Here is a 13,079-nt window from a genome sequence, read left to right as displayed (position 1 = left end):
TAAATTCATCCGTATAAGTAATGGCTTTCGCACTTACCGTTTTGACGTATGGATTTAATTTTAATTGTGCCTGTTGTTGTTTCGAAAATAAATTTATAGTCATCCTATTTACCACCACTAGTTTTTTTCTTCATTATAAACAAAAATACCCTATAAGATGACCTTTTTGAAAGTGTCTATCTTATAGGGTACATTTTAATGGACTGTGCTGACCTAATCGTACAAAACCGGGATTAGCCATACTTTTGTTTAATTGGTACCATTCCATTTAAATAGATAATTTTCTTGCTGTACTTATACTCCCCCCATCCCCACGATGATATCAATAGTTTATTTTATTTAAGTTAAAAATTATATCTATAGTATATGGTTATAAATTCATTTCTCGTCAGTCCTTAATAATGAGGTGATTACATTACGGATTTAACCAAAGTAGTTGGGGAGAGAATCCACTTCTTACGTAAAGAACGTACGCTAAGCGAAGAAGAACTAGCATATCGTGCTTCCTTACATAATACATAATTGGACAACTTGAGCGTGGAGAAAAGAACACTTTAATTGAAAACCTTACAAAAGCTTTAGAAATTACATTAGAAGAGCTATTTGATAATAAAGAAACCCACTCGAAAGTACTTAGCTTTGAATTAGATTAAATACTGTATCAAGTGTAATGCTAGAGTGCGTACAGTCTATTCTTCCATCCTTACTACTAGCTAGAACAATTACATCCCCATCCACTGCAAATATACCGTGTTTACGCTTTCTATTTGCCATAGAAAAAACCCCCTAATATGTTTTATTAGAAGGTCTTTAAACCGTTAGCTCTTATTACTTTTCCTTTATTTTCAAGCTCTCGTATGCTGTTTTTACTTCTGCATATCTTCTCAATAAGTTCTTATGATATGCCCAACATTTACTATATGAAATAATGTACCAAATCCCTAGTAAAAATATGACTCCTCCAATAATAGAGTTAAGTTCCAGTTTGAAATTTAAAATATTTTCAAAGTAGAGGCTTAATTTATTTAAATCCCATTTTATAAGTATTCCTAAGGAAAATACTACTATTGGGATTGGACTAAAACTTTTATAGATATCCAATCGAAGTTTATTTTCTTCTAGATAGTTGCTGTAATTATTATATCTGGAAAGTAGTTTTACTTCTCCATCAGTTTCTCTTTTTAAATCAAATATTTCCCTTCTAAAATTAACACTATACACGGCTTGACTTGAAATTTTAAAAGTAGAATAAAGTATATAGATAGCTACTAATAGACAACCATATTTAAAAAATGAATTTTCAAAACTAAAAATCTTAGGGTACCATCTAGAAAGTGAATTAATCACTAATATTATTAAAAGAGTTGGGATAAAATAATTTCTCAAATAGACACTTAAAAAAATTTTCAGAGTAATTTTAGCTTCCATATGTACCTCCTTAGACAAAAAGGATAGGAAAAGGGATAATGCACAAGAGTTCAACTCCCGTACACTATCCCTAACTCTTAAAACGTTAATATAGCGCCGTTTATAGGCCGATAAATTATGGAGACGGCGGGAGTCGAACCACTCGCTCTTCAAAACACTATAATAGCAGTGTTTACAAGGGTTTTAAGCTAGTATTAAAATTTTTGACTACGCTTTTGAATATGTTTTATAAAAATTACGTTATAGGGGCAAGGTGTTTTCTTTAATAAACCTAGTGTTTGATCAACCCAAGTTATTCGAAAGACTTTCTTGTATGGCTGCATCTCTACCTCCAACCAAACCACACACTCCATATGTGCGGAGTGTGTGAGGCAACACAAAGGTGCTGTTGGGTTTTCTAGATTTGATTCTAATAATAATGAATAAATCCTATTGTTTTATCCAAGTACTATTTCTATTAGATGAATCTTTATCAAACATAAATCTTCTTTTCCCCTCAGATTTCTATTGGTAAGTAGTTGTTGATAAATGAAATTAACTTATTAATTTAGAAAAAACAGAGCTTACCATTATATATAATAGCCTTCTAAATTTAGTTTTACATCTACATTTAATAAAAATTATATATTTAGATATGATTTTAATACTCGTACTCGTGCAATTCGTCTAGCTTTACTTTGTGTACCCTCTAGAACATAATTTTTATAATCACTAATTAAACTCTTTTCATCAGTAGAAATCGAGAAATCTTCATGAGGGTTATTATAACAATTTACAAAAATACTTATTTTTTCATGATATTTGGAAATATCAAGACCTTTTTCTATCATAAAGTAAATAATTATTAGGAATGAATATAAGTGGGTCTTTTTACTTAATAAATCAGCATTATCTTTTGATAGTTCCATTATCATCTCCATTTCCACTATCATTCTCAAGAAAATTTCCTTGTCATTTTCATATTCATCGTATTTTTCATTATACTTATCATAGACTGAATTAAGATATTTTTGAGTAGTTTCTCCTGTAATTCCTTCACGTAGGAAAATTAAAATCTGACTGATAAATTCTATATCTGTCATTCTTCTTATTTGAGAAGAACTAAATACTTTATGCTTCTCCCAAAAAGGTTGCTCACTAATTTCATCCGCGAGTTTAATAAATAAACCACTAAATTCAGCATTTCTTAGTTCCTGTGGATTTAATTGTTTATCTGTACTGTTTAACCTTAAAAACATCTTAATTATATCTTCTTCTTTTATTTCCCTTTTTATTACTCGTGTAGAAAAAGGATAGTCCCAAATAGCTTTCTTATCTTCTGGATCAAGTTCACTAAATTTTTTATTAGCATATTTATTTGACTCTACATCATTTAAATAGCCAGAGTGTAACTTAAATTTCCCACTTAAAAAATCTTTTACCGTTGACAGCCTTTGTTGACCGTCAACCAAACTATATGTTGAATCCCCTGTATCTGGATCCGTCTCTGTCATCCAAATATATATCTCAGGTATAGAAAAACCCAATAAAATTGTTTCGATAAGTCTTACTTGCTCTTTAATTCCCCAAACAAACTTTCTTTGGAATGAATGATCTATTATTAAAGTATCGCTTTTTATACGATCCATAAACCATTTTACAGTTTGGACTTCAGTTGTAATTAAATCAATTCTTCTCATATACTAACCTCCAAAGTACGCTTCAGCTCCGATATTCCGGCTTTGTAATAGCTTTCTACAGCATCCCATGATTCGAATATTCGATAATTTATATCATGAGCTATACCAAATTCAAATTGAAGGTGTTGATAAAATTCGACATCAGCCAGCTTCTCCCATTCTCGATATAGGCTAACATCTTCTGGAAACTGCTCTAGTTCAATAAACTTTCTAACAACACCTTTTGCAAATTTATTATAACTTACTATTTCACCGCTATATATTTTTTTTAAATATTCATCCCAAAACTCCATATATAAATCTTTAGAAACTAATGCTAGGTCAATGTCAGATTTCTCATTAAATAATGACAAGTTTTTATCTGGAGATAAACTAAAACCACATTTAGCACTTCCAAAAATGGCGATCTCGTTAAAACGTATTTTAAGTTTATCGTTCACATAATGTTTGAATTCATCATATTTGTTCGAGTAATTTTGTTCATTAAGAAATTCTTTAAAATACCATACTTCATTTCCATTTAGATATTTTCGATATATGGTATTAGTATCACTCCCTATAATTTCCCTCCTGATCTTTTCCATATCTATTTTTCCATCCATATTATCTTTATTAGTTACTAAAGTATTCGACAAAAGTACCAATATCCTTTCTTTTAATTTATCTACATCTTCATTTAATTTTTTACAAACTGTCAGTTTAGCCAACTACAAAGTAATGTACATTTGGCATTTCTGTTTTCAAACGGATTGTTAGACTTAAAGAAGTGGTTGCGTTTCAAGCCTATAACTACTCAACAAGTGTCTAGTGAATGTGACAACACAGGTATGCGGGCGAGTTTAAATGCTCGGTTACTCAAGCGTTATATATATTTTGTCTTAAGGTTTTATTTTGGTTAGTTAATTGGGCTGTATCAGCTTATTTAAAATTGATAATCATGCCAATACTGTCTTCAAATAGTTGTGTAAATAATAAATTCACCACATTTAATGCCTTTAATGAAAAGGAGATACATATGTTTGAATATTTATTAACCCCAAAAAACTATATATAAACTAAATTTTACCACAAAACTATAATACAACAACAGACTTTCTACTATTATTTCCCCATTCTACATTTAACAAATCCTTACAATTTATACAAAAGTTTTATTAGCTTCATAAAGAAAAATTCCCAAAATGGGCAGAGACGTACCCTTTTGTCAAAACGCTTTCGCTTTGGGGTTTCGAAACAAGCAAGAGCTTCGAGAACAATAACCGTAGGAATGCCCTTAAAATGACTATAAAAAAGGTACGGTGAGTTGAGCCCTTCAGAAAATCAATGTAGCAATCACTTTTCCTAGTACTGCTTTAATGGTCTTTAATCGTATTTTCTTCGTTTGCTGTGAAACAGCTAGACCATCTAAATAGCTATAAATTGTATCAATCGTAATTTCCTCTACATAGTGAATTTTGTTAGTTTAAAATCATAATCATAGCTACCAATAGTACGTGGTCTATTGCGAGCAATTTCCATTTGTTTAAACACAATTTCTAATGCGTAATCAACTGGTATCCAATAATTATTACTAACTTTAGGATTAACGTGACGTGTATTTCCCATCGAAAACAAACCATGCTTTATCCTTTTAACCAAACAAAAAGCCCCCTATTCATCATGTGAATTAGAAGGTTTATAACCTCAAGTTTTCCATTTTAAATGTACCCTTAAAATAAAAAAAGTTAGGGTGTCTTTTTGAAAGTTTAACACCTTCATCAAGTTACCCTAACTCTTATAAACGTTGATTTAACAGCATTTCTACTGCTAAATACTATGTATGGAGACGGCGGGAGTCGAACCCGCGTCCAGAAACTCCAATACTTCAGCTTCTACGCGTGTAGTTTGCCTATTTACGATTCACGTAACATTATGCCGACCTTAGAGCCACAAGCGATTGAGAGCTTTCCACAATTCTATACTTAACGATTTTCTTCACTAGGGAGTATTACATATTTACGAACTTGGCTCAAAGACCTTACTATCTCATTTTATATCAATTTATTATTAAACGAAATAGATTTCAATATTTCTCCATCTAGATAATTAACAGGATACTTTTCAAAAGCTCTAAATACTATCTCATCATCATAAATCATTCCTAGTAAGTTACCATATCTTTCATTGGATTTATAAGATTTCCATCTAATTACTTCTCCTGGGATATTTACAAACTCATGATTTTTAAAGATAACTACCATTGCATTTTCACATTCAACTACAGTCCCAAAAGAAGTTCCTGCACCAGCAACTAAATCACCTTTCCAACTTTGAAAACTGATAGTCCTTGAGCGAAAATCTAATTCCCCATTTCCTAAGTCTATTAAAGTTACTTCCTCTAATTCATAATTATTTATTGCTCTGTAAATTTTATTATTATTAATCCAACTTATATTTTTGCTTCTTTCATTAATAGGTAAATATTTAAATATCTCCGAGCTATTATAAGAAATAGAATCTAAATTACTAAAATTAAAAATATAGTCATCTTCTATATAGGATGTATTGTAAATATTATCATTTATCCATTCTGCTTTATTCGAATGTTTACGTGTAATATTCTTTACTTCGCTCTCTAAAAAGGTAAAGTATTCATTTTTTTTAAGTAATTGTAAACCAAATACTCCATCGTCTCCTGCAGATAAAGCCACTTTTCCATAGCTACCTATATTTAAATTATAAAAAGACATATCAAAAATCTTTTGACTGTTTTCAATATCATCTAATTCTGATAAAAATAATCCTTCATCCGTATTTAATAGGAGCTTCTCTCCATATGAATCTAAAGATATCGTCAGTTCACCTGTAGGTGTATTATATTTTTTAATAAGATACTTGTTTAGCTCAGACTTAGAGAGAGTAATATTAATATCATCTACTAATTTTTCATTAATCAAAAGATCCATTATTAATAACTTTTCATTTTTCCTACCTTGGAAAATACTATATATTTTAATTTCTTTATTTTCACTTAAATAAATTAATATATCTTCCCAATTATAAATTTCCAACTCCCCATTAAAGGTCCATAAATATAATAAATTATATTTTATTAAATAGTCCCAATATTCTCCTTCAAACCTTAGCGAAATACTTTTCATTAAATATCACAACCTTGTCCCTGTGAAATTTTACGCATTTGACTCTTTGTAATATATCCTTTATCAAACCAATCTCTAATAATCTTTATATCAGGTTTATCATGAATTGATAGTCTATAATCTACAGGGTATCCATGCCATTCCGTAATATTTGCACTATCTACAAATTTTGCAATCTTAACTTCTTCATCTCTTGTACTAACTCCTAATACCAAATTTTGACCATTAACTCTATGTAACGACCAGCCCTTGACATTATTATTAACCCAACTATTATTCATCATTCGTTCGAAACAACTAAATTCCTCATTCTGATTAATAGTCCATCTCGACTTATTGTGATTTTGTCTACTTCTATGATGGTTTGCAAGTATGTATTTATAATTGCCAGTATCTATAATTTGATGTGACATTAATTTATCTCCTTACTCATATTTTAATTCACAAATTTGAATCTCATTAAATCGCATCGATTAGAAGCATGATTTTCGTGTGTATACTAGGTCTACCTATCATCTCATAAACAAATACCTCCGTTCGGAAAACCTCGCCTGCAGCTTTTGTTGAACCGCACTCATAAGATCGATTCCTGTTTCATTAGCAAATAACAAAGCATACGTGATCACATCAACCAGCTCGTCCTTCATTTTCTCTAAATTCTTCTCTAGCTAGTTCATTCATTTGAACACCCGCAAGTAGTAAATGAATAATCTCATTTTCCAACAAACCAACTAACTGCTTTACTTGTCCACAATATAAATGCATCTCATTACATCTTCTTACAAATTTGTTGTCTCTATTAATAATACTACACACCATTTTTAACCATCAGCTTATTTTTTTAAAATCTAAAAAAGTGTAAGTTTCCTCTAAAAACTTACACTCATCAAGCTTATTTAAAAGAATAATTTAATTCTAGAAGTTACTAGGGATAGTATATAACAAGCATGTCCAAGCTCCTAAAGAAAAATAGAAATCAACAATCTCAAGGATTATTAAAAGACATACAAAGTTTGCCGGTGTAAAATCAATCCAAGCTAAAGGATTACTTCATTCACACGCTTCAGTTTTAATAAATTAATGCCAATCCAATAATAATAAAGGATCGCCTTAAAAGTTTAATGGAAATCAGCAGTATTCAAAAAAATAAAGTGAAGGTGCACTGCACCTTCACTTTATTTATTCATACCAATCGCTTTTGGAGATAATTTCAGATGAGCTATTTGACATATTTTTTGCTTATCATTATACGTTAACTCGTTTAGATAAATATAACGTTTTACAACATCACTAACAATCTTCATAACTATTACATTAGAAATATTATCCTTAACAAATTTATCTAATCGTTTATACGGAAATTCTTCATAATATTCAATTTTTATTAACAAAGTTATTAAATTAACTGCTACACTATTTTCTTCATCGGAAATTCTAATATAGGTATTATTTAAATCTGGAGTTCCTCCAGAGTTTACGATTTTCCAAATATTATTTCTAGTGATAATACTAGCTATAACATAAATAAACTGATTAGCTATACTTATTGCTTTTTCTCTACTAACGTTATTTTTATTAGATAAAATATTTGCTATCGAATCATTTAACATAGGAGCAGCATTTTCAATTTGATTTATAATCCATTTATTTAATCTTAGTCCCAAATTAAAATGATGTTTACTAAGTTCATATTTTTCCGGTCCTTTAAGTGAACCATAGTAGTTCCTTAATATCTGACCTAAAACTTCTAGCATTTTAAAGGATTTATTAATAGTATTTATATTATTCATTACTTCAATTTCATCTGATTCGACACTCTCAACTTCTAAAAGGTCACTAGCAATCTCCTGATTTACATTATACCTTTGCTCTTGTTCAATTTCATCGAGTCTTTCATTTAATTTCTTCCTATTTTCATATGCATCTAATTCTGCATTAACTTGTGGGATAAATATTTCTTCGCACAGCTTATTAATTTCATCAATATCTTTTTCTAACCTACTCGGCTCCACTTCTTCTAATAATATGCTAGCCGAAGTAATTACACATTCTATAATATATTTATCTTTTGATAGATGTGTTAAAAACATTAGTATATTTGCATTTTCTGTAATATGAATATTATTTGTTAATTCTAATAATTCATTTTGAACTTTATCTTCTGTTAAATTTCTAGCATAATACTGAGCAACAAAATAATTAAAAACATATGGGTAGTAAAATTGATAACAAGAATCTTTTCCTCTAATAACTTTAGCTTTAATAAGTTTAGATTTCAGAGTAGAAAATTCCAATTGATCTCTGGACATATCGTATAATTCTAAATGATTATTATGGAAATGTTTCCATTCATCTAAATCAGTAATATTGCCATCTTGTTTTAGTAAAAAATATGCAAAATTAGTAAGATATTCATATAACTTTTCAATCTGATTGAACTCTAGTTCTAAATTTATTAAGGAATCCTTTATCAGAACTTCAAAATAATATCCGTTAGAACTTTTCTCCAAGTCGTGGCTATTTCTAGTCTCAATTGAATTTAACATTACTAATAAATACAATGGATATTTTGGAACAAAACCATTTTTTAGTATTGGTTCCATCGCACGCTTATACCTATCTATTTCATTTAACAATTTTGCCCTTTCTATGTAATCTTCTTGCCCTAAATTAATCCATTTCTCAATTAATTCATCTCTCTTAACATGACCAAACTCTAAGATTTTAAATTGTCTAATCTTTAAATCTCCCGATATCAAATAACTTGTTGGAGATGATTCCGAATCTATAAATAGTATAACTTGAGAAAAATATTTTAACGCATTTACTAAAAACCTATTTTTAGCCTCTTCGTTGAATAAAGCTTTATTCCAATCTTCGATAAATAAAATTCTTTTACTTTTAGTTAGTTGGAGATATTCGTCTATACCTTCTTTTTCATAAGTATAATTGAAGTTATAAATAATGAAATTCTCAGTATTATAAGTATGGTCTTTCTTTATATCTTCTGCATTTACAACCATAGGATATAAACCTTCCCCATGCTTGTACTTAAATAACATTTTGATTAAAGTAGATTTCCCCGAATCTTTCTCTCCAGAGAACAGGATTACTGATTCTTCATTATAATCAAGAACTTTAGATACATTAATATTTTCAATTAATTCTTGTTCTTTATCTAACTTGATTATTTCTTCTACATCAGGGAATACAAATAAATCATTTAAATTCACATCTTTTTTTCTAGGATGAGAAATAACTATTCCCAACTCATTTATCTTTGCATCAAAATCCTGATTAATGACAATCTCGTTTACTACTTTATTGGCATTTAAATGAACAATTTTATATTTCAAATCACTCTTTTGTACTTTTTTATATATTTTATCTTCATAGCTAAATAAATTGTTATTTAACTCCATTTCATCTTCTTTAATTGTAATTACATTATATTCACTTTTAAAATCGTTACCAAGCTCTTGTAAACAACTCCCCTCAATAAATAATGTTTCGGTATTTGTCTGCATATTTCTGTTTAAAATCTCAGTCTTAGAATGCTCATGACCAGAAATAACTACAGAGGATACACTTTGGATTAATTTATCAATATTTCTTTTATTATTTGGCTCTAACCAATGAGTAGGGTGATGCATTATAGTTAAAGTGGGATATTCAATTTTTTCTATAGCTTCTTTTAATAAAGATTCTATAAAATACATCTCTCCAGCCTTTTCATACTTAGTCGTAATCCATGCTGTATTTAAAACCAATAAATTTAGTTTATTTTTATAACAAAGTAATGATACTAAATCATTAGTATAAATAGACTCCATATTCATCCAGTTACTATGAAAATCATTAGCAAAATCATTAAAATCTTTTTGAATAATAATACTTTCTTTAATTTTTTCATTAAAAAATAATTCATTTTTTTCTTTTACTTGCTTAATTAATAATTCTCTCATTACCTCTGCATCTGGATTTGAAAAGTTACAATCATGATTTCCAGGAATAAATAAAAAGTCTACTTTAATGGGGTCATTCTCAACTAAAATGGTTTTTAATTCTTCGAAAAATGGTTTAGCTATATTTTCGTATTCCTCTTTTAATCCCCAGTTTGCGATATCTCCTGCAACTAATATTAGAACGTCTTCTTCTCCAATTACTGTAGATTTCACAGATTTTAAAAAGGCTTCTTTAATTTCTAATGTTTTATTTTGGTAATTTTTTGAAAAATGAATATCTGATAAATGTATAATTTTCATAATTGACCCCCAATATTATATATATAGATTATAAGTCATAAAAACAGAAATATTAACACATATTAGAAATTTTTCATGTTAGTATCAATTTTGGTATCAAAAAACAAAAAAGCTTGGCAGAAACCTTACTAAATAAGGCTCTACCAAGCTTTTTCTAATTGTTATTTACTTATTCCACTCACTAGAGGCTTAGATGTAATATCCTACAGCATGCTTACAACCCTTGATACAATTGAGTTTCTAGTTGTTTCTCAAAACAGGATATTCCGTTCAATCCATTTAATTCTTGTCCTCAATTGTAGCAGTTGCCCCCTGTTTTACAACGTTATTATATTGAATAATGAACATGTCGTTTCGTATCAACCTCAATTCGTGTGGTTCATACAGGTCACCTTAATATAGGAAGATACACTACCTCAATATCGGAAACTACCGCCCCTACCATCTATTCACATCAAGCTCACAAACGTTCATAGCACCACTACAGAATGAATCAACCTCACTCACAGGAAGGCAAAAAGACGTTTCTATAGCTCAGATAGCTTATATGGCTTACATGACCTACAACTTTATACCGTTATATAATCTTATTCAACACTTATCTCAAAAGAAAAAGCGAGATAAACACATAATTTATCCCGCTTCTCTTTGATTCTTATTCTACTACTCCCTTAACACTTGAACTTGCTCTGTACACACAATAGAATTCACTTGACAATTATTTAGTTGGGTTCATAGGAACGCTAACAAGCCATTCTGTAACCTATGCACGAGCCTTCTGCCATACTTAATCTACTTACTTATGATTTATTAATTCCTATTAATTTCGCTTCAGGAGTCTTAAAACTTGATGAAACAGAAATTCTGCTATATGGAATATCATATTTCTTTCTCATATATTTAAGCATATTACTATACATTTTCAAATTTCTATTTGGTTCAATACTTTTAATCGCAGCTATCAAGCCTTGAACTTTATTGCATGTATTAATGTAATCTTCAAATAAATAACTCTCATTTTGTTTATCCATTATCTTCAACTTATTAAAAGCTTCATGCAACTTCTTAAATAAAGACTTCGGTGCTTTTATATTCCCTTCTTCAATAATAACCCCCGTTACTTTCGTATATCTCTTAATCATTAATTTAGATTTCTTTGGATGTACCTTAAAACCATATTTCTGAATAATTCTTGAAATGGATCTTTTCAAACTCTTAGAAATAAATTTATCGGACGATAATGTGAAATCATCATAATAACAACTGAATTTCAAGTTATTCTTTTCTGCTATTTCAGCAATTTCTTCATACATATCTATGTATGTTAACAGGCTCATAATTGGACTTGTAGGGAACCCTTGTGGTAAGTATCTTCCTTCACCTTTTTCTAAAGGCACTGTAACTAGATTAGTTAAAACCTTTGCGATATCTGGTTGCATTTGTAGTTTATGATAGAAAAAATTATAGACAAATGAATCACTTGTGGAAGGGAAGAAATTACTTATATCTAATATCAGTAGAAACTTATTATCTTTATGAACTTTCGCATTATCAATATAATTTCTCTTTTTAATTCCACCAAAAGCATATTCTGGAACTTCAATTTTATAAAGTAAATTTACAATCCTCTTTAATATCTTTTTATATTCAGGGTGTTGGTCATATAGTATTCGAGTTTTTCCATTAACCTCAGATTCAAATTTAATCGGTGTATATACCTTTGATACATTCTTTAATTTTGCTTTATCCATATATAACAATTTTGCTAAGTATTTTTTATTAGACAATCCATAAAATTTAGTCTGAGTATAATCCACAAAAAAACCCCTTCTTATAGGAATAAGAAAGAGCAGAAATAAGAGTTTTCAAGATTTCAAGAATAAAAGGAATCCAAATATATAGATATTCTAATGCTACAACCGATGATTTCAGCACCAATTTAAGGATAAAACTAAGAAAACAATAATAACTGTAAAAATCAGCACCTTGTTTTAAAGTCTTCCAAATAGAATATTTAGATTGTTTCTCCTTCCTTCTTTTTGATCTAGACCCCGACTGAATAGCTTTTCGATTTTTTCTTTTCATAAATCTCTACCTCCATAGATTATTAGAAAGCTTTCGCTCCCCCCTGCAATATAATCAATGGATTTTTAGAGTTCGGAGTCCCTCTATAAACATCTCTGCTCCTCATAACTGGCTAATATAGCCAATACCCCCTGCATACTACTTATTGATGTTAATAGACCCATTTTCGTATATAGATATACTTGCGTTATGGGAATGGCGATATCGCCACATCACGTAGTAGGGAGTCAAAATCTTGCCGTTGGATGCCTATCCAACAAATAAACGCAGGAATATCTTGGCATACTATTCATTTTAATTTTACAACATTATCAATTACTAGTAAACAATACACTTTTGATAATTTATTAACTTAAATAATAAAAGAATGATTATATCGCCCTATATTTTTTTATATGACGGATTGTAATATTAAGTGCAACACCCAGAAGTCAATATAAAGGAAGCCCATAACGACCTCGTGTAGAATGTAGTTACCACAC

General features: G+C 29.4%; 11 protein-coding genes. All 11 read right to left on the bottom strand.

The window, feature by feature from the left end; all coding sequences use genetic code 11:
• Positions 1–633 precede the first annotated feature (633 nt).
• The gene (locus ACFTQ7_RS24420; protein ID WP_386831863.1) at positions 634–774 is read right to left on the bottom strand and encodes a hypothetical protein; all 141 of its coding nucleotides are present in this window, start codon (positions 772–774) and stop codon (positions 634–636) included.
• Positions 775–828: 54 nt separating this feature from the next.
• Entirely contained in the window at positions 829–1,428 is a 600-nt protein-coding gene (locus ACFTQ7_RS24415; RefSeq protein WP_386831861.1) for a hypothetical protein, read from the bottom strand.
• Between the two features lie 620 nt (positions 1,429–2,048).
• Entirely contained in the window at positions 2,049–3,107 is a 1,059-nt protein-coding gene (locus ACFTQ7_RS24410; protein WP_386831859.1) for a GmrSD restriction endonuclease domain-containing protein, read from the bottom strand.
• Entirely contained in the window at positions 3,104–3,742 is a 639-nt protein-coding gene (locus ACFTQ7_RS24405; RefSeq protein WP_386831857.1) for a hypothetical protein, read from the bottom strand. Before ACFTQ7_RS24405 ends, ACFTQ7_RS24410 begins: the two co-directional genes overlap by 4 nt.
• Before the next feature lie 805 nt (positions 3,743–4,547).
• Entirely contained in the window at positions 4,548–4,745 is a 198-nt protein-coding gene (locus tag ACFTQ7_RS24400; RefSeq protein WP_386831855.1) for a hypothetical protein, read from the bottom strand.
• 392 nt (positions 4,746–5,137) lie between these two features.
• Positions 5,138–6,247: a hypothetical protein gene (locus tag ACFTQ7_RS24395; protein WP_386831853.1), complete on the bottom strand. Its 1,110-nt coding sequence runs from the start codon at positions 6,245–6,247 to the stop codon at positions 5,138–5,140.
• Positions 6,247–6,660 carry a hypothetical protein gene (locus ACFTQ7_RS24390; protein ID WP_322611088.1) on the bottom strand — a complete coding sequence of 138 codons (414 nt, stop codon included), beginning with the start codon at positions 6,658–6,660 and terminating at the stop codon, positions 6,247–6,249. Before ACFTQ7_RS24390 ends, ACFTQ7_RS24395 begins: the two co-directional genes overlap by 1 nt.
• A gap of 99 nt (positions 6,661–6,759) precedes the next feature.
• Entirely contained in the window at positions 6,760–6,894 is a 135-nt protein-coding gene (locus ACFTQ7_RS24385; RefSeq protein ID WP_386831851.1) for a nucleoside triphosphate pyrophosphohydrolase family protein, read from the bottom strand.
• Positions 6,875–7,012 carry a hypothetical protein gene (locus tag ACFTQ7_RS24380; RefSeq protein WP_386831849.1) on the bottom strand — a complete coding sequence of 46 codons (138 nt, stop codon included), beginning with the start codon at positions 7,010–7,012 and terminating at the stop codon, positions 6,875–6,877. Before ACFTQ7_RS24380 ends, ACFTQ7_RS24385 begins: the two co-directional genes overlap by 20 nt.
• A gap of 410 nt (positions 7,013–7,422) precedes the next feature.
• Positions 7,423–10,512 (bottom strand): anti-phage protein, encoded by a 3,090-nt coding sequence (locus ACFTQ7_RS24375; RefSeq protein ID WP_386831847.1) that lies wholly within the window; start codon positions 10,510–10,512, stop codon positions 7,423–7,425.
• An 800-nt stretch (positions 10,513–11,312) separates the two neighbouring features.
• On the bottom strand, positions 11,313–12,329 hold the full coding sequence (locus tag ACFTQ7_RS24370; RefSeq protein WP_386831845.1) for a reverse transcriptase family protein: 1,017 nt from the start codon (positions 12,327–12,329) through the stop codon (positions 11,313–11,315).
• Positions 12,330–13,079 lie beyond the last annotated feature (750 nt).

Origin of the sequence: Lysinibacillus sp. NPDC056959, assembly GCF_042674095.1 — a bacterium.
GTDB lineage: Bacteria > Bacillota > Bacilli > Bacillales_A > Planococcaceae > Lysinibacillus > Lysinibacillus zambalensis.
The sequence above is the reverse complement of the archived record's forward strand: the minus strand, read 5'-3'. Positions and strand labels throughout refer to the sequence as shown.

Excerpts from the sequence above, each read along its gene's own strand:
- ACFTQ7_RS24420 (WP_386831863.1), bottom strand. The coding sequence starts at position 774 with ATGGCAAATAGAAAGCGTAAACACGGTATATTTGCAGTGGATGGGGAT.
- ACFTQ7_RS24415 (WP_386831861.1), bottom strand. The coding sequence starts at position 1,428 with ATGGAAGCTAAAATTACTCTGAAAATTTTTTTAAGTGTCTATTTGAGA.
- ACFTQ7_RS24410 (WP_386831859.1), bottom strand. The coding sequence starts at position 3,107 with ATGAGAAGAATTGATTTAATTACAACTGAAGTCCAAACTGTAAAATGG.
- ACFTQ7_RS24395 (WP_386831853.1), bottom strand. The coding sequence starts at position 6,247 with ATGAAAAGTATTTCGCTAAGGTTTGAAGGAGAATATTGGGACTATTTA.
- ACFTQ7_RS24390 (WP_322611088.1), bottom strand. The coding sequence starts at position 6,660 with ATGTCACATCAAATTATAGATACTGGCAATTATAAATACATACTTGCA.
- ACFTQ7_RS24385 (WP_386831851.1), bottom strand. The coding sequence starts at position 6,894 with ATGAAGGACGAGCTGGTTGATGTGATCACGTATGCTTTGTTATTTGCT.
- ACFTQ7_RS24380 (WP_386831849.1), bottom strand. The coding sequence starts at position 7,012 with ATGCATTTATATTGTGGACAAGTAAAGCAGTTAGTTGGTTTGTTGGAA.
- ACFTQ7_RS24375 (WP_386831847.1), bottom strand. The coding sequence starts at position 10,512 with ATGAAAATTATACATTTATCAGATATTCATTTTTCAAAAAATTACCAA.